The organism is Streptomyces sp. NPDC021225 (assembly GCF_044332865.1).
Lineage (GTDB): Bacteria > Actinomycetota > Actinomycetes > Streptomycetales > Streptomycetaceae > Streptomyces.
Window position 1 is genome coordinate 33452 of the sequence record NZ_JBIRPV010000021.1, and the last position, 20834, is coordinate 54285.

The 20834-nt window shown below is 72.1% G+C and carries 25 protein-coding genes; 16 read left to right on the forward strand and 9 right to left on the reverse strand.

Features of this window, described 5'->3' with window-relative positions; genetic code table 11:
• Positions 1-2: 2 nt before the first annotated feature.
• The 3 genes from ACH4S9_RS45465 to ACH4S9_RS45475 all read left to right on the forward strand — a co-directional run bounded on the left by ACH4S9_RS45465 (position 3) and on the right by ACH4S9_RS45475 (position 2177).
• The gene (locus tag ACH4S9_RS45465) at positions 3-1226 is read left to right on the forward strand and encodes an alpha/beta fold hydrolase (protein WP_385348080.1); all 1224 of its coding nucleotides are present in this window, start codon (positions 3-5) and stop codon (positions 1224-1226) included.
• Positions 1227-1277: 51 nt separating this feature from the next.
• Positions 1278-1799, forward strand: coding sequence for a tRNA (adenosine(37)-N6)-threonylcarbamoyltransferase complex ATPase subunit type 1 TsaE (gene tsaE / locus ACH4S9_RS45470; RefSeq protein ID WP_311726703.1), 522 nt, complete (start codon positions 1278-1280; stop codon positions 1797-1799).
• A 168-nt stretch (positions 1800-1967) separates the two neighbouring features.
• Positions 1968-2177, forward strand: coding sequence for a hypothetical protein (locus ACH4S9_RS45475; RefSeq protein ID WP_385348083.1), 210 nt, complete (start codon positions 1968-1970; stop codon positions 2175-2177).
• Between the two features lie 27 nt (positions 2178-2204).
• On the opposite strand, the gene ACH4S9_RS45480 is transcribed toward ACH4S9_RS45475, so the two are convergent.
• The gene (locus ACH4S9_RS45480) at positions 2205-2774 is read right to left on the reverse strand and encodes a hypothetical protein (protein ID WP_361190168.1); all 570 of its coding nucleotides are present in this window, start codon (positions 2772-2774) and stop codon (positions 2205-2207) included.
• A gap of 239 nt (positions 2775-3013) precedes the next feature.
• On the opposite strand from ACH4S9_RS45480, the gene tsaB reads away from it, so the two are divergent.
• The 5 genes from tsaB to ACH4S9_RS45505 are packed head-to-tail and all read left to right on the forward strand — an operon-like array spanning position 3014 to position 6260.
• Positions 3014-3682 (forward strand): tRNA (adenosine(37)-N6)-threonylcarbamoyltransferase complex dimerization subunit type 1 TsaB, encoded by a 669-nt coding sequence (gene tsaB / locus ACH4S9_RS45485; RefSeq protein ID WP_311726706.1) that lies wholly within the window; start codon positions 3014-3016, stop codon positions 3680-3682.
• A 35-nt stretch (positions 3683-3717) separates the two neighbouring features.
• Positions 3718-4242, forward strand: coding sequence for a ribosomal protein S18-alanine N-acetyltransferase (rimI, locus tag ACH4S9_RS45490; protein ID WP_358846612.1), 525 nt, complete (start codon positions 3718-3720; stop codon positions 4240-4242).
• Complete coding sequence (tsaD, locus tag ACH4S9_RS45495; RefSeq protein ID WP_311726707.1) at positions 4235-5353, forward strand: tRNA (adenosine(37)-N6)-threonylcarbamoyltransferase complex transferase subunit TsaD; 1119 nt, start codon at positions 4235-4237, stop codon at positions 5351-5353. Before rimI ends, tsaD begins: the two co-directional genes overlap by 8 nt.
• Positions 5350-5619, forward strand: coding sequence for a hypothetical protein (locus ACH4S9_RS45500; protein ID WP_311726708.1), 270 nt, complete (start codon positions 5350-5352; stop codon positions 5617-5619). Before tsaD ends, ACH4S9_RS45500 begins: the two co-directional genes overlap by 4 nt.
• A 5-nt stretch (positions 5620-5624) precedes the next feature.
• Entirely contained in the window at positions 5625-6260 is a 636-nt protein-coding gene (locus ACH4S9_RS45505; protein ID WP_398377462.1) for a hypothetical protein, read from the forward strand.
• Between the two features lie 49 nt (positions 6261-6309).
• On the opposite strand, the gene ACH4S9_RS45510 is transcribed toward ACH4S9_RS45505, so the two are convergent.
• The 4 genes from ACH4S9_RS45510 to ACH4S9_RS45525 all read right to left on the reverse strand — a co-directional run bounded on the left by ACH4S9_RS45510 (position 6310) and on the right by ACH4S9_RS45525 (position 8778).
• Entirely contained in the window at positions 6310-6678 is a 369-nt protein-coding gene (locus ACH4S9_RS45510) for a hypothetical protein (RefSeq protein WP_311726710.1), read from the reverse strand.
• A 70-nt stretch (positions 6679-6748) separates the two neighbouring features.
• Complete coding sequence (locus ACH4S9_RS45515) at positions 6749-7606, reverse strand: arylamine N-acetyltransferase (RefSeq protein WP_398377464.1); 858 nt, start codon at positions 7604-7606, stop codon at positions 6749-6751.
• A gap of 94 nt (positions 7607-7700) precedes the next feature.
• The gene (locus tag ACH4S9_RS45520; protein ID WP_311726712.1) at positions 7701-7916 is read right to left on the reverse strand and encodes a DUF397 domain-containing protein; all 216 of its coding nucleotides are present in this window, start codon (positions 7914-7916) and stop codon (positions 7701-7703) included.
• Positions 7917-7926: 10 nt separating this feature from the next.
• On the reverse strand, positions 7927-8778 hold the full coding sequence (locus tag ACH4S9_RS45525; RefSeq protein ID WP_311726713.1) for a Scr1 family TA system antitoxin-like transcriptional regulator: 852 nt from the start codon (positions 8776-8778) through the stop codon (positions 7927-7929).
• A 163-nt stretch (positions 8779-8941) separates the two neighbouring features.
• Between ACH4S9_RS45525 and ACH4S9_RS45530 the strand changes: the two genes are divergently transcribed.
• The gene (locus tag ACH4S9_RS45530; RefSeq protein ID WP_311726714.1) at positions 8942-9412 is read left to right on the forward strand and encodes an ATP-binding protein; all 471 of its coding nucleotides are present in this window, start codon (positions 8942-8944) and stop codon (positions 9410-9412) included.
• 101 nt (positions 9413-9513) lie between these two features.
• Here the strand turns inward: ACH4S9_RS45530 and ACH4S9_RS45535 are convergent, their stop codons facing one another.
• Positions 9514-10701 (reverse strand): class I SAM-dependent methyltransferase, encoded by a 1188-nt coding sequence (locus tag ACH4S9_RS45535; protein ID WP_311726715.1) that lies wholly within the window; start codon positions 10699-10701, stop codon positions 9514-9516.
• Positions 10702-10908: 207 nt separating this feature from the next.
• Between ACH4S9_RS45535 and ACH4S9_RS45540 the strand changes: the two genes are divergently transcribed.
• The 3 genes from ACH4S9_RS45540 (at position 10909) to groL (ending at position 14024) form a co-directional block, all read left to right on the forward strand.
• On the forward strand, positions 10909-11736 hold the full coding sequence (locus tag ACH4S9_RS45540) for a polysaccharide deacetylase family protein (RefSeq protein WP_311726716.1): 828 nt from the start codon (positions 10909-10911) through the stop codon (positions 11734-11736).
• Positions 11737-12001: 265 nt separating this feature from the next.
• A complete protein-coding gene (groES, locus tag ACH4S9_RS45545) occupies positions 12002-12310 on the forward strand; it encodes a co-chaperone GroES (RefSeq protein ID WP_014178834.1) in 309 nt (102 codons plus the stop codon).
• Positions 12311-12401: 91 nt separating this feature from the next.
• Positions 12402-14024 carry a chaperonin GroEL gene (groL, locus tag ACH4S9_RS45550; protein ID WP_311726717.1) on the forward strand — a complete coding sequence of 541 codons (1623 nt, stop codon included), beginning with the start codon at positions 12402-12404 and terminating at the stop codon, positions 14022-14024.
• 100 nt (positions 14025-14124) lie between these two features.
• On the opposite strand, the gene ACH4S9_RS45555 is transcribed toward groL, so the two are convergent.
• A complete protein-coding gene (locus ACH4S9_RS45555; RefSeq protein ID WP_311726718.1) occupies positions 14125-14895 on the reverse strand; it encodes an SDR family oxidoreductase in 771 nt (256 codons plus the stop codon).
• A 48-nt stretch (positions 14896-14943) separates the two neighbouring features.
• Positions 14944-15696: an MOSC domain-containing protein gene (locus ACH4S9_RS45560; RefSeq protein ID WP_398377467.1), complete on the reverse strand. Its 753-nt coding sequence runs from the start codon at positions 15694-15696 to the stop codon at positions 14944-14946.
• Positions 15697-15776: 80 nt separating this feature from the next.
• On the opposite strand from ACH4S9_RS45560, the gene ACH4S9_RS45565 reads away from it, so the two are divergent.
• Positions 15777-16727: a LysR family transcriptional regulator gene (locus tag ACH4S9_RS45565; protein WP_361190187.1), complete on the forward strand. Its 951-nt coding sequence runs from the start codon at positions 15777-15779 to the stop codon at positions 16725-16727.
• Between the two features lie 121 nt (positions 16728-16848).
• Here the strand turns inward: ACH4S9_RS45565 and ACH4S9_RS45570 are convergent, their stop codons facing one another.
• Positions 16849-17169: a WhiB family transcriptional regulator gene (locus ACH4S9_RS45570; protein ID WP_311726721.1), complete on the reverse strand. Its 321-nt coding sequence runs from the start codon at positions 17167-17169 to the stop codon at positions 16849-16851.
• A 388-nt stretch (positions 17170-17557) separates the two neighbouring features.
• Here ACH4S9_RS45570 and ACH4S9_RS45575 point away from each other — a divergent pair, with 388 nt between their 5' ends.
• The 3 genes from ACH4S9_RS45575 (at position 17558) to guaB (ending at position 20795) form a co-directional block, all read left to right on the forward strand.
• Positions 17558-18169, forward strand: a complete 612-nt coding sequence (locus ACH4S9_RS45575; RefSeq protein ID WP_003948568.1) for a response regulator transcription factor — start codon at positions 17558-17560, stop codon at positions 18167-18169.
• A 358-nt stretch (positions 18170-18527) separates the two neighbouring features.
• Entirely contained in the window at positions 18528-19139 is a 612-nt protein-coding gene (locus ACH4S9_RS45580) for a sigma-70 family RNA polymerase sigma factor (protein WP_065963126.1), read from the forward strand.
• A 150-nt stretch (positions 19140-19289) separates the two neighbouring features.
• Positions 19290-20795 carry an IMP dehydrogenase gene (guaB, locus tag ACH4S9_RS45585; protein WP_311726722.1) on the forward strand — a complete coding sequence of 502 codons (1506 nt, stop codon included), beginning with the start codon at positions 19290-19292 and terminating at the stop codon, positions 20793-20795.
• Positions 20796-20834 lie beyond the last annotated feature (39 nt).

Below are 20834 nucleotides of genomic sequence, written 5' to 3' on the forward strand. Positions count from 1 at the left end.
CCATGGAAGGCGACAGCACAGCGGAGACGGCGGCACGGGTGGCGGCGGGGGCAACGGCCGTGGGGTGGCGGCGCGGCGCGGGTTTCGCGGGCGTCGCCATCGGTGTCGTCGCGGCGGGCGCGGCCATGGGCGTCGGGCTCGAGCGGCTGACGGTGGGCCGTGGCGTACGGCGCAAGGCGCGGCTGGAGCTGGACGCGGCGGGCCCGTTCGGCACGCTGCGCGGCACCCCGGGCACGGCGGTCGCCGACGACGGCACCGAGCTGTACTACGAGGTCGAGGACATACCGGCGCAGACGCCGGCGCGCCGCAAGCGGCTGCTCGGGCGGCGCACCCCCGCCCCGATCACGGTGATTTTCAGCCATGGCTACTGTCTGGCCCAGGACTCCTGGCACTTCCAGCGCGCGGTGCTGCGCGGCGGGGTCCGCGCCGTTTACTGGGACCAGCGGTGCCACGGCAGGTCGGCGCGGGGCCGCGCCCAGATGGACGGCACGCAGGTCACCATCGACCAGCTCGGCCGCGATCTGAAGGCCGTGATCGACACGGCGGCGCCCGAGGGGCCGCTGGTGCTGGTGGGGCACTCGATGGGCGGCATGACGATGATGGCGCTGGCCGCGCAGTTCCCGGAGCTGGTGCGCGAGCGGGTGATCGGCGCGGCGTTCGTGGGCACGTCGTCGGGGCATCTCAGCGAGGTCAGCTTCGGACTGCCGGTGGTCGGGGTGAACGCGGTACGGCGGCTGCTGCCGGGCCTGCTGAAGGCGCTGGGGTGGCAGGCGGAGCTGGTCGAGCGGGGGCGGCGGGCCACGGCCGATCTGTTCGCGGGCGTGATCAAGCGCTATTCGTTCGGGTCGAAGGACGTGGACCCGGGGGTCGCGCGGTTCGCGGAGCGGCTGATCGAGGCGACGCCGATCGATGTGGTCGCGGAGTTCTACCCGGCCTTCGTGGAGCACGACAAGGCGGAGGCGCTGCCGGTCTTCGACGGGCTGCCGGTGCTGGTGCTGGCGGGCGACAAGGACCTCATCACCCCGATGGAGCACAGCGAGGCCATCGCGGAGGCGCTGCCCGGCGCGGGCCTGGTGATCGTCGAGGAGGGCGGGCACCTGGTGATGCTGGAACACCCCGAAGAGGTGAACGGACATCTGATCGACCTGCTGGCGCAGGCGGCCGGTACGGACACCTCGCGGGCCGCGTCCGGCGGGAGCGGACGACGGCGTACGGCGCGCGGGTAGCGGCTCCCGGGCCCGGCCCGGGGCGGGGCCCGAGCCGTAACATCGGCCGGTATGGAGACCCCGCACGCCACCGGCCCGTACGCCACCCTGCGCATCACCGTCACCTCGCCCGAGCAGATGCGGGACCTGGGGCGCAGGCTTGCCAAGCTGCTGCGCCCCGGTGACCTGGTGCTGCTCACCGGGGAGCTGGGCGCGGGCAAGACGACGCTGACCCGCGGCCTCGGGGAGGGGCTCGGGGTGCGCGGCGCGGTCACCTCGCCGACGTTCGTGATCGCGCGCGTCCACCCGTCGCTGGGCGACGGCCCGCCGCTGGTGCATGTGGACGCCTACCGGCTGGGCGGGGGCCTGGACGAGATGGAGGACCTGGACCTCGATGTGTCGCTGCCGGAGTCGGTGGTGGCCGTGGAGTGGGGCGAGGGGAAGGTCGAGGGGCTCTCGGAGGACCGGCTGCACGTCGTCATCGAGCGGACGGCGGGGGACGAGGCCACCGCGCCGGAGGACGTCCGGGGCGTGGTGGTGACCGGGGTCGGGCCGCGCTGGGCGGGTGAGGATCTGGCGTCGCTGGCGGGCTGAGGTTCCGGCCGCGGCGCCGACAAGGTTCCGGCCGCGGCGCCGACAAGGTTCCGACAAGCCGTCGGCAAAATGTTGCGCGAGGGGCATCCCCCGTGGTCACATGGGAAGAGAGGCTAAGTTAGGCGTGCCTAAGTTGGCCGTTTGCCCCAGGACCCTTAGGAGGCATCCATGCCGTCCCGAGAGCCCGCTGCCGAGGCGGGCCGGCGCGATGACCGGTCCCCGTCGATGAGGGAACTGCTGGCCGCCTGCGCGGCGGCGAGCGCGGTGTCCACGCCGCCGGAGTGCCCGTCGCCCGGCCCGGCGCCCGCCGCGGCGGGCGAGCCGGAAGAGGCCGGCGCGTGCGAGGGGGAGGGCGAACCGCGCCGCGACGCGGCGTAGCGGGCGTGGCGCGGCGCGCGCCGAAGGTCAGGCGAGGACGACGACCTTCGTGCCGGCCTGCGCGAACTGCCACATCGCCGTGGCGTCCGCGCGGCTCTCCCGGATGCCGCCGGTCTTCTTCGTCGCGTTCGGGTCGGGGAGCGAGCCGTCGACCGCCGCGCTGAAGCCGTACACGACCCCCGCTTCCGTGTTGAAGACGACGACGTGTTCGACCTGTACCCCGTCCGAGCCGATCGTGCTCGCCACGCGCGAGGTGACCTCGTACGTCCCGGGGGCCGGGCTCGCCGTGCTGGGGGAGACCACGAAGGTGTGGGTCGCCTTCTCGTCGGCGTCCACCAGCCAGACCCGCCGTTCCCCCAGCGCGTAGACCACGCGGAGCCCGGAGCCGGATTTGGCCGGCAGCGCGGTGGACTTCTTCTTGTCGCCCTTGTCCTTGGTCTTGGCCTTGTCCTCGGAGCCGCCCGCCTTGGAGTCGCGCACGGAGTGGGAGGGGCGGTCGGGAGCGGTCGCCGACGCCTGATAGGCGAGGAAGCCCACGCCGCCGAGCGCGGCGGCGGTGAGCGCGGCCACGACGGTCCCGGTGCTGCTCCTTGGCACGGCTTGCCACCCTCTCCTCGGCTCCGGATTCCTCCCGTCGCCGCGGGCCGGACCGCGGGCGGACAGAGGACAAGCCGACCGTAGCACCGGAGCGCGGTCCCCATGTGCGCCACAACCTCCCCCAGGCTTCGCCCGGGAGGTGCCCCCTCCCGCGCGCACCCCGTCCCCCTCCGGCGCGCGCTCGCGGTGCGCGCCCCGCGGCGGAGCGGCCCCCGCCGCGGGCGCCGTAGGCTGTCCTCGTGCTGTTGCTCGCGCTTGACACCGCCACCCCCGCCGTCACCGTCGCCCTGCACGACGGCACCGCCGTCCTCGCCGAGTCGCGTCAGACCGACGCGCGGCGCCACGGCGAGCTGCTGCTGCCCGCCGTCGACCGGGTGCTGGCCGAGGCGGGGACCGCGCTCGGCGAGGTGACCGATCTGGTCGTCGGCGTGGGGCCCGGCCCGTATACCGGGCTGCGGGTCGGCCTGGTGACCGCGGCCACCTTCGGGGCGGCCCTCGGCATCCCCGTGCACGGGCTGTGCACGCTCGACGGGATCGCGTACGCCGCCGGGCAGGCCGGTCTGGAAGGGCCCTTCGTCGTGGCCACGGACGCGCGGCGCAAAGAGGTCTACTGGGCGCGGTACGACGACGCCCGCACCCGGGTGACCGAGCCGGCCGTCGACCTGCCGGCGGACCTCGGCGAGCGGGTGGCCGGGCTGCCGGCCGTCGGCGCGGGCGCCCTGCTCTACCCGGCCGCCTTCGCGGACGTACCGGCCGGGATGCCCGAGCACCAGTCGGCCGGCGCGCTGGCGGCGCTGGCCGCCGAGAAGCTGGCGCGCGGCGAGGAGCTGCTGCCCGACCGGCCGCTGTATCTGCGCCGCCCCGACGCCCAGGTGCCCGCCAACTACAAGGTGGTCACGCCCCGGTGACCCCCGCGACACCGCAGGCCCCGGTGGTGCGCGAGATGCGCTGGTGGGACATCGAGAGCGTGCTGCGGCTCGAAGTGGACCTCTTCCCGGACGACGCCTGGTCGCCCGGCATGTTCTGGTCCGAGCTCGCCCATGCCCGCGGCCCGGCCGCGACCCGCCACTACGTGGTCGCGGAGGCGGGCGGCCGGCTGGTGGGTTACGCGGGGCTCGCCGCCGTCGACCGCACGGCCGATGTGCAGACCATCGCCGCCGCCCGCGACCACTGGGGCACCGGGCTCGGCGCCCGGCTGCTGACGAACCTCATCACGGCCGCCACCGCCTTCGAGTGCCATGAGGTGCTGCTGGAGGTGCGCGTCGACAATCTGCGGGCGCAGCGCCTCTACGAGCGCTTCGGCTTCGCGCCCCTCGGCATCCGCAAGGGCTATTACCAGCCGGGGAACGTGGACGCGCTGGTGATGCGCTTGGCGGACCCGGCCTCCCCCACGCCCGCCGCGCAGTGCCCCGTGCAAGGACAAGGCTCCGTACAAGGCTCCGCACAAGGAACGAAGACCCATGGCTGACGAACCGCTCGTACTCGGCATCGAGACCTCCTGCGACGAGACCGGCGTCGGCATCGTCCGCGGCCACACCCTCCTCGCCGACGCCGTCGCCTCCAGCGTCGACGAGCACGCCCGCTTCGGCGGCGTGGTCCCCGAGGTGGCCAGCCGGGCGCATCTGGAGGCGATGGTCCCCACCATCCAGCGCGCCCTGAAGGAGGCCGGGGTCGCCCCGTCCGACCTGGACGGCGTCGCGGTCACCGCCGGGCCCGGGCTCGCGGGGGCGCTGCTGGTCGGCGTCTCGGCCGCCAAGGCGTACGCGTACGCGCTCGGCAAGCCGCTCTACGGCGTCAACCACCTGGCCTCGCACATCTGCGTGGACCAACTGGAGCACGGCCCGCTGCCCGAGCCGACGATGGCCCTGCTGGTGAGCGGCGGCCACTCCTCGCTGCTGCTCGCGCCCGACATCACCTCGGACGTCCGCCCGCTCGGCTCGACGATCGACGACGCGGCGGGCGAGGCGTTCGACAAGATCGCCCGGGTGCTGCACCTCGGCTTCCCGGGCGGCCCGGTCATCGACCGCATGGCGCGCGAGGGCGACCCGGACGCGATCGCCTTCCCGCGCGGGCTGACCGGCCCGCGCGACGCCCCGTACGACTTCTCCTTCTCCGGCCTCAAGACCGCCGTGGCCCGCTGGATCGAGGCCAGGCGGGCGGCGGGCGAGGACGTGCCGGTGGCCGATGTCTCGGCCTCCTTCCAGGAGGCGGTCGTGGACGTGCTGACCCGCAAGGCCGTGCGGGCCTGCCGGGACGAGGGCGTCGACCACCTGATGATCGGCGGCGGGGTGGCCGCCAACTCCCGGCTGCGCGCCATGGCGGAGCGCCGCTGCGAGGACGCGGGCATCACGCTGCGCGTGCCCCGGCCCAAGCTGTGCACGGACAACGGCGCGATGGTCGCGGCGCTGGGCGCGGAGATGGTGGCGCGCGGGCGGGCCGCGTCGGCCTGGGACCTGTCGGCGGACTCCTCGCTGCCGGTGACCGACCCGCATGTCCCGGCCCCCGCGGGCCACGACCACGACCATGTGCACGACCACGACCATGTGCACGAGCTGAGCCGGAAGAACCTCTACGCATGACCGTCGCCCTGATGTGGGAGGCGCGGGCCGTGGAGGGCGGCGGCGAGCGGCTGCTGGCCTGGGCCCGCGGTCAGCGGCTCGACCCCGCGCCGCTGCGCCGCGAGACCCTCCGCGCCCCCGCGGACCGCGTCCTGGTCATCACCTGGTGGGACGCCCCGTACGACGCCGAGCTGCCCGAACTCCCCGAGCCGGGGGAGGACTTGGTGCGCCGGGCCGTGCACCGCTGGCGGTTCGAGTCCGTCGAGTCCGCCGCGCCCGAGGTGTGAGCCGGATGCCGGGCCCCAGCCTCCCGCCGCCACCCGACCCCGCCTCGGACATATGGCCGCCGCCCGACCACGCCGACCTCCTCGCCGAGCGGGAGGAGGCGCTGCGCGAGCTGGTGCCCTGGTATCTGGGGCGGCGGCGGGCGCTGCTGTTCTGGCTGGCGGCCGGGCTCATCTCGGTGGGGTGGGTGGCGGCCTGGGCGGGGAGCCGCTACGTGGGCATGGGCGATGTGGTCAGCGTCGTGCTCGGCGTCTTCTTCCTGGCCGTGGCGGTGGGGTTCGTGGTGCCCACGACGCTGGCCATGACCTCCGGCGTCCGGGACGACCTGGAGGCGCGCGAGCGGCTCCGCGCCTGGGCCGGGGCGGGGCGGGACCGGGACTCCCTGGCCCGGTGGCACTCCCCGGGCCGGGCTCTCTTCTGGCTGCTGCCGTCTCTGCTGCTGTGCTGCTTCGGGTCGGCCTCGGCGGCCAGGGCGGCCGCCGTGGACGGTTCCGTCCGGGCCCTGGGGTGCGCGGTCGTCCTCGCGGGGACGGGAGCGCTGGGCATGGCCAAGGCGGTCGGCTACTACCGCCTGGTCACCCGCGAACTCACCCCCGCGCCCGAGGCGGACCCGGAGGGCGACCGGCCGGACGACATGTTCTGAGCGTCCGGCCTCGGCGAGGGTGTTGGTGTCGCTGTCGGTTCGGGGAGGGTCAGGCCGCGGGGTCCGGCTCGTCGTGGCCGTCCGTGCCCTGCGGTCCGGGCTGCTCCTCCCACGACCTCTGCAACACCTGGAACCTGTGCAGCAGTTCCAGATAGCGGGGGTCGGCGTCCGCCCCCTGCGCCTTCGTCGCCTCCTCGACGGCGTTCAGCATCTGCCTGATCCGCACCGCGTCCATGCTCACATCGCGCTGGAGCTTCTTGTAGGCGGTGGCCGCGGGCCCCTTCCCGTCCTTGTCGACGGACTCGACCAGGAGGTTCAGACGCTTGATCTTCGTCTCGACGTAGCTCTGCGTCTCCTCCAGGTCTTTGATCAGGCTTGTCAGATCCTGATCCGATACGGACAGTTTTTCTTTGCCCATGCCCCCTGCCACCCTCTCATCCGCCCATTAGCGGGATGATCGTGCCATGGCCGGGGGTCTGCCCGAAGGGCTACCTCGGCAATTGGACGCCCTCCGGCGCCTCGATGCCGAACTCGGCGGCGAGTACGGCCAGCACCTCGGCCTCATCGGCCAGTTCGCGCTGGGCGCGGGTGCCGTCGCGGTCCGTCTCGGTCAGGGTGTGCCCGCTCAGTGCCAGATGCCGGTCGGCGGTGGTGCGCTGGACGTGGAGGGTGCGCCGGAAGGGCGAGCGCGGGTGGGTCGCCACATACCAGTTGAAGATCTCGTAGTCGGGGCGCTCGCAGGGTTCGAGGGTGAAGGCGTACTGGTCCTCCCACGCCCCGTCCGCCCCGTCGAGGAATGCCTGGAGCACCCACAGGTCCTCATGGCCGGGGTGCGGCTCGCGGACGAAGCGGTGGCGGCGGATCCCGTCGTGGAACTCGGTGTCCGCGGCCAGCGGCACCGCCTCCAGCAGACCGCCGATGCTGCCGAAGCCGACATCGGCCACGTACGGTTCGCGCTCGCCCGGGACCTCGACGAGCAGCAGCATGTGCGTACGGGGGCGGAGGGCGCCGCGGGCGCCGACGCGCACCCGGGCGGCCAGGCCGGTGACGGTGAAGCCGAGGGCCCTCAGGGCGGCGGCGAACAGCGTGTTCTGCTCGTAGCAGTAGCCGCCGCGCGGGGCGCGGACCAGCTTGGCCTCCAGGTCGGGGAGGGCGAGCGAGGGCGCCGAGCCGCGCAGGGGGTCGAGGTTCTCGAACGGTATGGACGTCACATGCGCGAAGGCCAGCGCGCGCAAGGACGCCGCGCTCGGGCCGCGTTCGCCGGGCCGGCCGATGCGGGCGAGGTAGGCGTCGAGGTCCAGCCGGGGCGTGCTCGGGGCCTCGGGCATGGTGGTGGTCTCGGTCATGGTGATCAACGTAACGACGCCCGGCCGGGCGCGCGTCGGGCCGAGGAGGCAGGGGACCTGGTCCGCTGGGCGTAGGGCTCGGGCGGTGGGGTGGTCATGGCGGTGTCACCGTTAAGGACAGGCGGTCGAACTCACCGGCCTTGATGCCGTCGAGCAGCGATCTGAGCTCGGTGGGGGTGGTGGTCACGACTCTGTCGGGGTCGTCGCTCTCCCGGAGCGCTATGTCCTCGCCCATGGAGGCGACCTCGACGCAGGCGTCTCCCTCGCCTTGGCCGGAGTAGGAGGACTTCTGCCAGTTGATGGTGCGCATTTCCTTGCTTTCAGAGGCGCTGAACGGCGGCGCGCACGACAGAGCGCGATTCCTCGTCGGGCAGGGCCACCTCCGCGCTGCGGTCCAGGACCCCTCGGTACTTGCGCAGCTGGGACTCCGCGTCCAGGAACATCGAGCCGAGGGCCGAGTCGAACTGCACGGTGTCCAGCTGCGGTACGGGCCCCGAGGCGTAGGTGACCGTGGAGCCGGCGACCGGGAAGCCGTCCGTGTCGAGCGGGATGACGCGCACGGTGACGTACTCGCGCTCCGACGCCTCCAGCAGCCGCTCCAGCTGGGCCCGCAGCACTCGCGCCCCGCCGAACCGGGTGTGCAGGGCGGCCTCGTGGATGACGAAGGTGCACTCGGGAGGGGTGTCCCGGTCCAGGATGTCCCGGCGCTTCATCCGGTGGGAGAGCCTGCGGCGCAGCTCCGTCGGTGACCACGGGGGCACGGCCTGGCCCATCACCGCGTGTGCGTACTCCTCCGTCTGGAGAAGCCCGGGAATGTGGATGAGGCCGACTACGCGCAGGCTCGACGCGTAGTACTCCATCTCGGCCAGGTCGAGTCCGCCGGTGGCGATGAGCCCCCGGTACTCCTCCCACCAACCGCCCTTGCGCTCATGGGTCATGGCGGCGAGCGCGTCGATGTACGCGATGTCCGGGCAGGCGTAGATGGCGGCGAGGGTCCGTACGCGCTCCTCGCTCACCCCGAACCGGGCCAGCTCCAGGTTGGTGATGTGGGTCCGGTTGATGCCGAGCCGGTCGGCGGCCTCCTGGATGCTGAGGCCCGCGTCCTCCCGCATCCTGCGCAGTTCGGTGCCCAACCGCTGTTGCCGGGCGGTTGGCGCGTTCCTGGGTGGCATGTCTCTCCCATACGTGTCACCCTCGCGGGCTATTTGTCGGGGAAATTCAACGAATCCGTAGCACTTGTTTGCAGCACTGTCCTACGGTAGGTGCTGTCGCCGTTACGAAGCGTTGATCATCGTAACGGTACGCGCACCAACGGCCCCGTCGCAGGGAGTTGACATGGGACCCGACCACGAGCCCGACGACAGCCCTGCGGACAGTTCGCCCTCCTCGGGACCCGAAGAGCCGTACGTCTACACGCTTCAGAGCACCCGCCGGGCCACCTCCCCGAAGATCTGCCGGGACTTCGTCGCCTGCGTGTTGAACTCCGTGGGCCATGAGGACCTTGTCGAGACCGCGACGGCCTGCACCTCGGAGCTGGCCACCAACGCCTATCTGCACGCCGAGGGCGACTCCCTGATGCTCCGCGTGATGATCGAGCAGCCCCGGCTGCGCATCAGCGTCTACGACGCGAGCACCGAGCTCCCCACGGGCGCGTATCTCCCGGCGGGCGACCGGTTGTACGGGCGCGGGCTCGGGGTGGTCGCGGCGCTGGCCGACGAGTGGGGGACGGCGGACGGGGATCCGACGGGGATGTACGCGAAGGGCGTCTGGTTCGAGCTGAAAACCAGGAACGGCACCGGAGCCTGACGGAGCCGCCCGGGCCGGGTGATTTCCCCCACCCCGCCCTCCCTCGACTGGGGCGGGGTGGGGAAAGGCCTGCTCTCCGAGCCCGGCCCCGGCCGCGTGGCTCAGGCTCGGGCCGGGTGGCCGAGGAGCATGGTGGGGGCGCCGCTCACCCGGGTGAGGAACACCGTGCAGGAATTCACCCCATCGAGGCGGAGCCTCTTCCGCAGCTCCTCCGGCTCGACCGCCGATCCCCGCTTCTTGACCGTCAGGACGCCGACCTTCCGCTCACGCAGCAGCGCCTTGAGCTTCTTGAGGTTGAACGGCAGCACGTCCGTGATCTCGTACGCGGTGGCGTACGGCGTCGGGCGCAGGTCGTCGGCCGTGACATAGGCGATCGTCGGGTCGATGAGGCGGCCGCCGATCCGCGCGGCGACGTCCGCGACCAGGTGCGCGCGGATGACCGCGCCGTCCGGTTCGTACAGCCAGCGCCCGACCGTGCCCGGCTCGGGGTCCGGCAGCAGCGGGGTGCCGAGGAGGGTGTGGTGGTCGGGGAGCAGCGTGGCGCGGCGCAGGCCGGGGCGCGCCGTGCCGAACCACAGCAGGGCCTCCTTCACGTCGCCGTGGTCCGAGATCCACTCGGCCTCCGCGTCCTCGGGGACCGCGTCGTGCGGGATGCCGGGGGCGACCTTGAGCGCGGCGTGCGGGGCGGTGCGGGCGGCCGCGACGGCCCAGGACAGCGGCGGCGAGTACGCCTCGGGGTCGAAGACGCGGCCCCGCCCGCCGCGCCGCGCCGGGTCCACGAAGATCGCGTCGTAGCCGGAGGTGTCGACCTCGGCGACATCCGCGTGGCGCACCTCGATGAGGTCGGCCAGTCCCAGGGCCTCGGCGTTGGCCCGGACCACGGCGCAGGTCAGCGGGTCGCGGTCGACGGCCAGCACGAAGATGCCCGCGCGGGCCAGCGCGACCGCGTCGCCGCCGATGCCGCAGCACAGGTCGGCGACGCGGCGCACGCCGAGCTCGGTGAAGCGGGCGGCGCGGTAGGCGGCGACGGACGCCCGGGTGGCCTGTTCGACGCCATGGGGGGTGAAGTACATGCGGTGGGCGTCGGCGGCGCCGAACTTCGCGGCCGCGCGCTGCCGCAGCCCCGCCTGGGTGAGGGCCGCGGAGACCAGCTCCGCGGGGTGGTCACGGCGCAGCCGGGTCGCCGTGGCGAGCTCCCGCGCCGGGTCGTAGTCGCTCAGCTCGCGGAGCAGCGTCTGCCCTTCGTCGCGGAGCAGTGAGTCGAAGGCGTCAACGTCCACGTCGCCCATTCTCCCCGCTTCAGCGCGCGCGTTCGCGACACCCGGCTGAAGATCGCTTATGTGATGATGATCAAGACTGGCCTTTCAAGGTGTCTCGTGTTGGTCGCGGCCGCGGCGCTGCTCGCGGGCTGTGGGGACGGGCATGGCGCCGGGACGGCTGCGCCGTCTTCGCCGTCGTCCGACTCGTCGATGTCCTCTTCGTCTCCCCATTCGTCCATGTCGTCGCCCGGGGCCGGGGCCCACGCCCCGGGCTCGCTGCACGACTCGTCCCGGTCGCCGGGGCCGGAGCCGGGGTCCGGCCCCGCGTCCGAGTCCGGTTCGGCCTCCGACCTGCCCTCGGCGCCCCCCGCGGCCCCGGACGGCTACCGCCGCTGGGGGCTCGACGGGCCGCTGGAAACGGCGGCGCCGCCCTCGTCCAAGCCGCCCCTGGTGCCGCCCGGGGCGGGCGCGCCCGCCGGGCCGCCGATCATCGACCATGTGCCGACCCACGACAAGGTCGTCTTCGTGACCATCGACGACGGCGCGGAGAAGGACCCGGCCTTCATCCAGCAGGCCCACGACCTGGGGCTGCCGTTCACCGCCTTCCTGACGGACGACGTGGCGTCCGGCGACTACGGCTACTTCGAGCAGCTGCGCCGGCTCGGCAACGGGATCCAGAACCACACCCTCACCCATCCGAGGCTGCCCGATCTGGAGTTCGAGGAGCAGGCCCATGAGATCTGCGGCCAGCAGGATGTGCTCGCTCACCAGTTCGGTACCCGGCCGTATCTCTTCCGCCCGCCGTACGGGGCGGTCGACGACGACACGGTGCGCGCGGCGGCGGCCTGCGGGGTGCGGGCGCTGGTGATGTGGTCGGCCGAGATGAAGGCCGACGGGCTGGAGTACGCGTCGGGCGGCCGACTGCACTCCGGCGACATCGTGCTGGCCCACTTCCGCGGTCCCGCCCAGCAGGAGGGGCGGACCATGACCGATGTGATGACCGAGCTGCTCCGGGAGATCCAGGCCGAGGGCTTCGCCGTGGCCCGGCTGGAGGACTATCTCTGAATCCCTCCGAGGGCTCCCCCTGAGGACCGCCTCCGGGGACCGGCCGAGTGGCGTCCCGCCGACTCCGGCGGGGCGCCGCGGCACCCCGTCACTTGGCACTCTGGTTGACTGAGTGCTAACCGCGTCATAATGTCGTGGCTGGCACTCAGCACCAACGAGTGCCAAACACAGCGACGGGCAGGTCCGGCACCCGCGACGACGGATCCACCTGGTCGCCACCTCAGACAGTTAACCCCGTGAGATCTCCGAAGGGGGAGGTCGGATCGTGACGACCGCCAGCTCCAAGGTTGCCATCAAGCCGCTCGAGGACCGCATTGTGGTCCAGCCGCTCGACGCCGAGCAGACCACGGCCTCTGGCCTGGTTATCCCGGACACTGCCAAGGAGAAGCCCCAGGAGGGCGTCGTCCTGGCCGTGGGCCCGGGCCGCTTCGAGGACGGCAACCGTCTCCCGCTCGACGTCTCCGTAGGCGACGTCGTGCTCTACAGCAAGTACGGCGGTACCGAGGTGAAGTACAACGGCGAGGAGTACCTCGTCCTCTCGGCTCGCGACGTTCTCGCGATCATCGAGAAGTAAGTCACCGAAGTTTTGCCTGTGAGCCGCGCCCCGGTGCCCCAGTCCATACCGGGGCCGGGGCGCGGTTCGTTCGAGAGGACATACGCAACCCATGGCGAAGATCCTGAAGTTTGACGAGGACGCCCGTCGCGCCCTCGAGCGTGGCGTCAACAAGCTCGCCGACACCGTCAAGGTGACGATCGGCCCCAAGGGCCGCAACGTCGTCATCGACAAGAAGTTCGGCGCCCCGACCATCACCAACGACGGTGTCACCATCGCCCGCGAGGTCGAGGTCGAGGACCCGTACGAGAACCTGGGCGCCCAGCTCGTCAAGGAGGTGGCGACCAAGACCAACGACATCGCGGGTGACGGCACCACCACCGCCACCGTGCTGGCCCAGGCCCTGGTCCGCGAGGGCCTGCGGAACGTGGCCGCCGGTGCTTCCCCGGCCGCCCTGAAGAAGGGCATCGACGCGGCCGTCAAGGCCGTGTCCGACGAGCTGCTGGCCACCGCCCGCCCGATCGACTCCAAGTCCGACATCGCCGCCGTGGCCGCGCTGTCCGCCCAGGACAAGCAGGTCGGCGAGCTCATCGCCGAGGCGATGGACAAGGTCGGCAAGGACGGTGTGATCACCGTCGAGGAGTCCAACACCTTCGGCCTGGAGCTCGACTTCACCGAGGGCATGGCCTTCGACAAGGGCTACCTGTCGCCGTACATGGTCACCGACCAGGAGCGTATGGAGGCCGTCCTCGACGACCCGTACATCCTGATCCACCAGGGCAAGATCTCCTCGATCCAGGACCTGCTGCCGCTGCTGGAGAAGATCATCCAGGGTGGCAACAAGCCGCTGCTGATCATCGCCGAGGACGTGGAGGGCGAGGCCCTGTCCACCCTCGTCGTCAACAAGATCCGCGGCACCTTCAACGCCGTCGCGGTGAAGGCCCCCGGCTTCGGCGACCGCCGCAAGGCGATGCTCGGCGACATGGCCGCCCTCACCGGCGGCACCGTCGTCGCCGAGGAGGTCGGCCTCAAGCTCGACCAGGTCGGCCTGGACGTGCTGGGCACCGCCCGCCGGGTGACCGTCACCAAGGACGACACCACCATCGTCGACGGTGGCGGCAAGTCCGAGGACGTCACCGGCCGGATCAACCAGATCAAGGCCGAGATCGAGGCCACGGACTCCGACTGGGACCGCGAGAAGCTCCAGGAGCGCCTCGCCAAGCTGGCCGGCGGCGTGTGCGTGATCCGCGTCGGCGCCGCCACCGAGGTGGAGCTCAAGGAGAAGAAGCACCGTCTGGAGGACGCCATCTCCGCGACCCGCGCCGCGGTCGAGGAGGGCATCGTCTCCGGTGGTGGCTCCGCGCTCGTCCACGCCGTGAAGGTGCTGGAGGACAACCTCGGCAAGGAGGGCGACGAGGCCACCGGTGTCGCGGTCGTCCGCCGCGCCGCGGTCGAGCCGCTGCGCTGGATCGCCGAGAACGCGGGCCTTGAGGGCTACGTCATCACCTCCAAGGTGGCCGAGCTCGAGAAGGGCCACGGCTTCAACGCCGCGACCGACGAGTACGGCGACCTGGTGAAGGCCGGCGTCATCGACCCGGTCAAGGTCACCCGCTCCGCCCTGGAGAACGCGGCGTCCATCGCCTCCCTGCTGCTCACCACCGAGACGCTGGTGGTCGAGAAGCCGGCCGAGGAGGAGCCCGAGGCCGCGGGCCACGGCCACGGTCACGCGCACTGACGCGGCCCCGCGCGATCCCGCCGGGCGCGGTCACCCCTCGCGGGGGTGACCGCGCCCGAGGCGTTTCCGGGGCCGCGGGGCTCCGGGGGCGGCGGGGGTGTCAGCGCTTGGGAGGACGTCCGACGTTCGAGGAGACGACCGAGAGCGCGGCCCGCGGCGCCAGCTTCGCCAGCCCCGTCATCGCCTTGTACCGCGGATCGGGGATCGACAGCGCCTTGCCCCGCGCGAAGTCCTTGAGCGCCTCCGTCACCACCTTGTCGGCGTCCAGCCACATCCAGCTCGGCACGCTGTCCGGCTTGATCCCCGCCCGCGCGTGGAACTCGGTCCGTACGAACCCCGGGCACAGCGCCATCAGCCGCACCCCGGAACTCGCCAGGTCCCGCGCCGCGCCCTGGGTGAACTGCACGACCCACGCCTTGCTGGCCCCGTACGTGCCGCGCGGGAAGAACGCGGCGATCGAGGCGACGTTGATCACTCCGCCGCGCCCCCGGGTCCGCATCGTCTCGGCGGCCGCGGTGGTGAGCCGCAGCACGGCCTCGCAGTGGACCTTCATCATCCGCAGCTCGTCGGCCAGGGGCGCCTCGAGATAGCGGCCCTTGTTGCCGAAGCCGGCGTTGTTGACGAGCAGATCGATCGGGTGCTTGCGGTCGCCGAGGCGCTCCTCGACGGCCGCGATGCCGTCGTCCTCGGACAGGTCGGCCCGCAGCACGTCCGCCTCCACCCCGTGCCGGTCGTGGAGGTCGGCGGCCTGGTCGCGCAGCCGCTTCTCGTCCCGCGCCACCAGCACCAGGTTGTGACCGTCCGCCGCGAGCCGGCTCGCGAAGGCGGCGCCGATGCCCGCCGTGGTTCCCGTAATCAACGCAGTCGTCATACGCGCACGTTAGCGGCCTCGGCGGGGGTCGGAGCGCACCCGTCCGGATCAGTTCTCCGGTGAGTGGGAAAGTGTTCCGGTATAGGAAAGTGCGGTCTGCCGCAGTTCGGGCTGGAGCGCGTCGCCCGCCGCGAGCACCCGTGGCAGCAGGGCGCGTTCGGTGGTGACGGCGCGGAAGGCGAAGCCGACGGTCACCTCGTGGTCGGGCCGGTGCACGATCTCGACCGAGTCCCCGGAGCGGATCTCGCCCGGCTCGAGGACCCGCAGATACGCGCCGGGGACGGCCGCCCGGGTGAACCGCTTCACCCAGCGCTCCTCGCCCAGCCAGGCCGCGAAGGTCCGGCACGGGATGCGCGCCGAGGCCACCTCGAGCAGCAGCTCGGCGCCGATCCGCCAGCGCTCGCCGATCCGGGCGCCGGTGATGTCGAGGCCGCGGGTGGTGAGGTTCTCGCCGAAGACGCCGTTCGGCAGCTCGCGGCCGAGCTCGCCCTCCCAGGCGTCGAGGTCCTCGCGCGCGTAGGCGTACACGGCCTGGTCGTTCCCGCCGTGGTGGCGTGTGTCGCTGACCGCGTCGCCGATCAGCCCGCTCCCGGCCTCGCCCTTGGGGCCGGGGGCGACCACCCGCACCGGCCCGTCGGCGGGGCATTTGTCGATGCCGGTGCCGCCGGACGGGGCGTCGGTGTACTCGACCTGCTTCAGCCGGCCGAGGTTCACGGTGAGCACGGTCGTCGGGTGCGGCTGAATGCGCGGCTGGGGGCGCGGCTCAGGGTGCGGGGACCCGGCCTCGGGGATACGCGTCATGGCGGCACGCTAGAGGACGGCGATTCAAAGCGTCGACGTGATATCGCGGACCATACCCAAGGGTCGCTTATGCTCGAAGAATGATCGAGGCTCGTCACCTGAGGGTGCTGCGCGCCGTGGCAACCACGGGCTCCTTCTCCGCGGCCGCCCGCGAACTGGGCTGCACCCAGCCCGCCGTCAGCCAGCAGATGAAGGCCCTCGAACAGTCCTCGGGCACCCCGCTGCTGGTCCGTACGGGCCGGGAGATGCGGCTGACGCAGGCCGGCGAGGCGCTGGTGCGGCACGCGGCGGGGATCCTGGCCGGGCTGACCGCCGCCGAGGAGGAGGTCGCGGCGATCGCCGGGCTGCGGGCCGGCCGGGTGCGGCTGGCGTCCTTCCCCAGCGGCAGCTCGACACTGGTGCCGACCGCGCTCGCCGAGATGCGCCGGGCCTACCCGGGGACCCGGGTCTCGCTGGTGGAGGCCGAGCCGCCGCGCTCGGTGGAGCTGCTGCGCGCCGGCGATGTCGAGATCGCCGTGGCCTTCCGTTACCCGGAGGTCGAACCGGCGGTGGCGGACGCGGAGGAGCTGATTGCCCCGGCCGAGGGCCCGTGGGGCAAGGACGACCTGGTCGTACGGCCGCTGCTGAGGGACCGGCTGGTGGGCGTGGTGCCCGAGGGGCACCGGCTGGCGGGGGCCGGGGCGGTGGGCATCGGGGAGCTGGCCGAGGAGCCGTGGATCGCGGGGTGCCCGCGCTGTCGCAGGCATCTGGTGGACGTGTGCGAGGCGGCGGGCTTCACACCGCGGATCGACTTCGCCACGGACGACTATCCGGCGGTGATCGGGCTGGTGGCGGCCGGGCTCGGGGTGGCGGTGCTGCCGGAGCTGGCGATGGAGTCCGTACGGGCCAAGGGGACCGCGAGGGTGGAGGTGGAGCCGGCGGTGCGGCGGGAGGTCGTCGCGCTCACGCTGCCGGACCTCGCACGGGTCCCGGCGGTGGCGGCGACGCTGGACCGGCTGGAGTCCGCGGCGCGGCGCGAGACGCGGCCGTGACGCACCGCTGAAGGCGTCCCGCAGCGACGGCCGGGGAGACGCCGAGCTGCGAAAGAGGGGCTCGCGGGGCTCGCGGTCGGTGGCGATACGTTTCTTCAGTCTGTGGTGATCGCGGGCGCGATCAGGCGCCGGGAGCCCCGGCGCCGGAAGTGGCGACGGCCCGGTGGCGTGCCCGCCCCATGAGCTCCTCGCGTTCGTCCTCGGTCAGTCCGCCCCACACGCCGTACGGCTCACGAACCGCCAGCGCGTGCGCCGCGCACTCCGCGCGCACGGGGCATCGCATGCACACCTCTTTGGCTGACAACTCGCGTGCGCTGCGGGCAGCACCGCGCTCGCCCTCCGGATGGAAGAAGAGCGAGCTGTCGACCCCGCGACACGCGGCGAGGAGCTGCCAGTCCCACAGGTCGGCGTTCGGACCGGGAAGACGGGAGAAATCTGCCATTGCCTTATCTCCTCGAAGCGATCTGGTGCGGACGCTGTGTCCTGGGTCGTACACCTACTGTGTAAGTAGATGTAAATATGACTCATTGCGAATCTAGCCACAGAGACAGGCAAATTGGAAGCAAGGTCGCCAAATGCCATCGAAGAGGGCAGAACTCGGGGCGGGGCGCGGCGGCCGCGATGAAGCAGCTCTGTGTCCGTTCCCTCACGTAGAGTGTCGAAGGTGGCCGCCGGACCCCGTAACTCTTTCGGGTGACCGTCGTTGAGAGTGCGGAGGCGGTTGATGGGTAAAGCTCTCGGACGGGCGTCCGAGGTCGTCAATCGCACAGGTGACGATATGTACCAGCCTGGAGGCTCAAGGTGACGCGCATCAGCTGCGGAGGGCGGTCATGACATCCGTCCTCGTCTGCGACGACTCCCCGCTTGCCCGAGAGGCGCTGCGCCGCGCGGTGGCGACCGTGCCCGGCGTCGAGCGTGTGACGACGGCGGCCAACGGCGAGGAAGTCCTCCGCCGCTGGGGGGCCGACCGCTCGGATCTGATTCTGATGGACGTGCGGATGCCCGGCCTCGGTGGTGTCGAGACCGTGCGGCGGCTGCTCTCGGCCGACCCCGGCGCCCGGATCATCATGCTCACGGTCGCCGAGGACCTGGACGGCGTCGCGCTGGCCGTGGCCGCCGGCGCCCGTGGCTATCTGCACAAGGACGCCTCGCGCGCCGAGCTGCGCGCCACCGTGACCCAGGCGCTGGCCGACCCGACCTGGCGGCTGGCGCCGCGCAGGCTGCGCTCTGCGGAGATGGGCGCGGCACCCACGCTCACCGCCCGTGAGATCCAGGTCCTGGAGGGCATGAGCCACGGCCGGTCCAACGCGGAGATCGGCCGTGAGCTGTTCCTGTCGGAGGACACCGTCAAGACGCACGCGCGGCGACTGTTCAAGAAACTCGGCGCCTCGGACCGGGCACACGCGGTGGCGCTCGGCTTCCGGTGGGGCCTGGTCCGCTAGAGCCGGATCATTCACCGGGCCGAGCCGAGGTGCGCGCACAGCGGGGGCGGACTGTCCCCGCCCGTCGGGTGACGGGCGGGGTTGAGGACAGCCGATATCCCGCCGAGGTCGCGGCGGCCGGGGTCACCGCCCAGCGGTAGCTGGGGAAGGCTTATGTCCCCGCTGCGGCAGCAGCTTGTGTCGCTTTGCCGGGCGATGCCGCATCCTTGAAGGTGTGGAGTTCCTCGGGGACATGTCGGTCGGGCGTGAGGGGAGAGCGCAGGACGTGACGACAGCCGGCGCACCTGCTCATAACGCTTCAGCGCACAACTACGGACGCGGTGCTACGGAAGCCACGGCGTCAAGGCACCATGGACGGATGCGCGACGACGAGACCCAGGGGTCCCCGAAGGCCGGCGGCCCAGGGACCCAGGGGGCCATCGGAGCCCTTGTCCGGCGCGCCGCCGAGGGGGACGAGAGGGCCACCCACGATCTGCTCGCCCATGTGCACCCGCTCGCCCTTCGCTATTGCCGCACGCGTTTGTCGCGGCTGCCGGGGGACGCGCGCCATTTCGTGGACGACCTGGCGCAGGAGGTCTGTCTCGCGGTGCTGTGCGCGCTGCCGCGCTACCGCGACACCGGCAGGCCCTTCGAGGCGTTCGTCGTGGCCATCGCCGCGCACAAGGTCGCCGATCTACAGCGCGCCGCCATGCGCCACCCGGGCAGCACGGCCGTGCCCTCGGACGAGATGCCGGAGCAGCCGGACGACTCGCTCGGGCCGGAGGAGCAGGCGCTGCTGAGCAGTGACGCCGAGTGGGCCAAGAAGCTGCTGGCGAATCTCCCGGAGAACCAGCGCGAGCTGGTGCTGCTGCGGGTCGCGGTCGGGCTGACGGCGGAGGAGACCGGGCAGATGCTCGGGATGTCGCCGGGCGCGGTGCGGGTGGCCCAGCACCGGGCCCTGAGCAGGCTGCGCGCGCTCGCCGAGCAGTAGCCCCGCGCGGCCGTACGAACGGCCGTGTCAGTGGCCGTGTCAATGGTGGTTTCGGCAGGCCGCGGGGGTTTTCCACAGGGAGGAATGGGACACCTGTCGAGCCCGTTAGCATGGGAGTCCGCGCTGGGGCAAGACCATTGGAAGGGTGTCATGACTGTCAACGTCGACGGAGTGCCTGAGAAATTCGCGATGCTCGGGCTGACGTACGACGATGTGCTGCTGCTGCCGGGCGCCTCCGAGGTGCTGCCGAACGCGGTCGACACCTCGTCCAGGGTCTCTCGGAACGTCCGGGTCAATGTGCCGCTGCTGTCCGCGGCCATGGACAAGGTCACCGAGTCCCGCATGGCCATCGCCATGGCCCGCCAGGGCGGCGTCGGCGTGCTGCACCGCAATCTGTCGATCGAGGACCAGGCCAACCAGGTCGACCTGGTCAAGCGGTCCGAGTCCGGCATGGTGACCGACCCGATCACGGTCCGGCCGGACGCGACGCTGGCCGAGGCGGACGCCCTGTGCGGGAAGTTCCGGATCAGCGGCGTCCCGGTGACGGACGCGGCGGGCAAGCTGCTGGGCATCGTCACCAACCGCGACATGGCCTTCGAGACGGACCGGGGCCGTCAGGTCCGCGAGGTCATGACCCCGATGCCGCTGGTCACCGGCAAGGTCGGGATCTCCGGCGAGGACGCGATGCAGCTGCTGCGTCGCCACAAGATCGAGAAGCTGCCGCTGGTCGACGACGCGGGCGTGCTCAAGGGCCTGATCACCGTCAAGGACTTCGTGAAGGCCGAGAAGTACCCCCACGCGGCCAAGGACGCCGACGGCCGGCTGATCGTCGGCGCGGCGGTCGGTGTCGGCGACGAGTCGTACGAGCGGGCGCAGGCGCTGGTCGAGGCCGGGGTGGACTTCCTCGTGGTCGACAGCGCGCACGGCCACAGCCGGGGCATCCTCGACATGATCGCCAAGCTGAAGTCCAACATCACGGTCGATGTGGTGGGCGGCAATGTCGCCACGCGTGACGGCGCCCAGGCGCTGATCGACGCGGGTGTGGACGGGGTCAAGGTCGGCGTCGGCCCGGGCTCGATCTGTACCACCCGGGTGGTCGCGGGCATCGGTGTGCCGCAGGTGACGGCGATCTACGAGGCCGCGCGGGCGTGCCATGCGGCCGGGGTGCCGCTGATCGGCGACGGCGGTCTCCAGTACTCCGGCGACATCGCGAAGGCGATCGCGGCGGGCGCGGACACGGTCATGCTGGGCAGCCTGCTGGCCGGGTGCGAGGAGTCGCCGGGCGAGATGGTGTTCATCAACGGCAAGCAGTTCAAGTCCTACCGGGGCATGGGTTCGCTGGCCGCGATGCAGTCGCGTGGCCAGGCCCGTTCGTACTCCAAGGACCGGTACTTCCAGGACAACGTCCTCTCCGAGGACAAGCTGGTGCCCGAGGGCATCGAGGGTCAGGTGCCCTACCGCGGCCCGCTGGCCTCGGTCGCCCACCAGCTCGTGGGCGGTCTGCGGGCGTCGATGGGGTATGTCGGCTCGGCGAATGTGCCGGAGCTCAAGGAGAAGGGCCGCTTTGTGCGGATCACGGCGGCCGGACTCAAGGAGAGCCACCCGCACGACATCCAGATGACGACCGAGGCTCCGAACTACTCCGCTCGTCGTTAGCCCGTACGAAGTCGTCAGCCCGTACGAAGGGGCGGCGCA

Bases quoted from the DNA above. Each gene is read 5' to 3' on its own strand.
- tsaD (WP_311726707.1), top strand. From the start codon at position 4,235: ATGGCTGACGAACCGCTCGTACTCGGCATCGAGACCTCCTGCGACGAG.
- ACH4S9_RS45530 (WP_311726714.1), top strand. From the start codon at position 8,942: ATGGGACCCGACCACGAGCCCGACGACAGCCCTGCGGACAGTTCGCCC.
- tsaE (WP_311726703.1), top strand. From the start codon at position 1,278: ATGGAGACCCCGCACGCCACCGGCCCGTACGCCACCCTGCGCATCACC.
- ACH4S9_RS45540 (WP_311726716.1), top strand. From the start codon at position 10,909: ATGTCGTCGCCCGGGGCCGGGGCCCACGCCCCGGGCTCGCTGCACGAC.
- ACH4S9_RS45560 (WP_398377467.1), bottom strand. From the start codon at position 15,696: ATGACGCGTATCCCCGAGGCCGGGTCCCCGCACCCTGAGCCGCGCCCC.
- ACH4S9_RS45555 (WP_311726718.1), bottom strand. From the start codon at position 14,895: ATGACGACTGCGTTGATTACGGGAACCACGGCGGGCATCGGCGCCGCC.
- ACH4S9_RS45505 (WP_398377462.1), top strand. From the start codon at position 5,625: ATGCCGGGCCCCAGCCTCCCGCCGCCACCCGACCCCGCCTCGGACATA.
- ACH4S9_RS45565 (WP_361190187.1), top strand. From the start codon at position 15,777: ATGATCGAGGCTCGTCACCTGAGGGTGCTGCGCGCCGTGGCAACCACG.
- guaB (WP_311726722.1), top strand. From the start codon at position 19,290: ATGACTGTCAACGTCGACGGAGTGCCTGAGAAATTCGCGATGCTCGGG.
- ACH4S9_RS45580 (WP_065963126.1), top strand. From the start codon at position 18,528: ATGCGCGACGACGAGACCCAGGGGTCCCCGAAGGCCGGCGGCCCAGGG.
- ACH4S9_RS45510 (WP_311726710.1), bottom strand. From the start codon at position 6,678: ATGGGCAAAGAAAAACTGTCCGTATCGGATCAGGATCTGACAAGCCTG.
- ACH4S9_RS45570 (WP_311726721.1), bottom strand. From the start codon at position 17,169: ATGGCAGATTTCTCCCGTCTTCCCGGTCCGAACGCCGACCTGTGGGAC.
- ACH4S9_RS45500 (WP_311726708.1), top strand. From the start codon at position 5,350: ATGACCGTCGCCCTGATGTGGGAGGCGCGGGCCGTGGAGGGCGGCGGC.
- ACH4S9_RS45575 (WP_003948568.1), top strand. From the start codon at position 17,558: ATGACATCCGTCCTCGTCTGCGACGACTCCCCGCTTGCCCGAGAGGCG.
- ACH4S9_RS45520 (WP_311726712.1), bottom strand. From the start codon at position 7,916: ATGCGCACCATCAACTGGCAGAAGTCCTCCTACTCCGGCCAAGGCGAG.
- rimI (WP_358846612.1), top strand. From the start codon at position 3,718: ATGCGCTGGTGGGACATCGAGAGCGTGCTGCGGCTCGAAGTGGACCTC.
- ACH4S9_RS45525 (WP_311726713.1), bottom strand. From the start codon at position 8,778: ATGCCACCCAGGAACGCGCCAACCGCCCGGCAACAGCGGTTGGGCACC.
- ACH4S9_RS45515 (WP_398377464.1), bottom strand. From the start codon at position 7,606: ATGACCGAGACCACCACCATGCCCGAGGCCCCGAGCACGCCCCGGCTG.
- groL (WP_311726717.1), top strand. From the start codon at position 12,402: ATGGCGAAGATCCTGAAGTTTGACGAGGACGCCCGTCGCGCCCTCGAG.
- ACH4S9_RS45475 (WP_385348083.1), top strand. From the start codon at position 1,968: ATGCCGTCCCGAGAGCCCGCTGCCGAGGCGGGCCGGCGCGATGACCGG.
- ACH4S9_RS45535 (WP_311726715.1), bottom strand. From the start codon at position 10,701: ATGGGCGACGTGGACGTTGACGCCTTCGACTCACTGCTCCGCGACGAA.
- ACH4S9_RS45465 (WP_385348080.1), top strand. From the start codon at position 3: ATGGAAGGCGACAGCACAGCGGAGACGGCGGCACGGGTGGCGGCGGGG.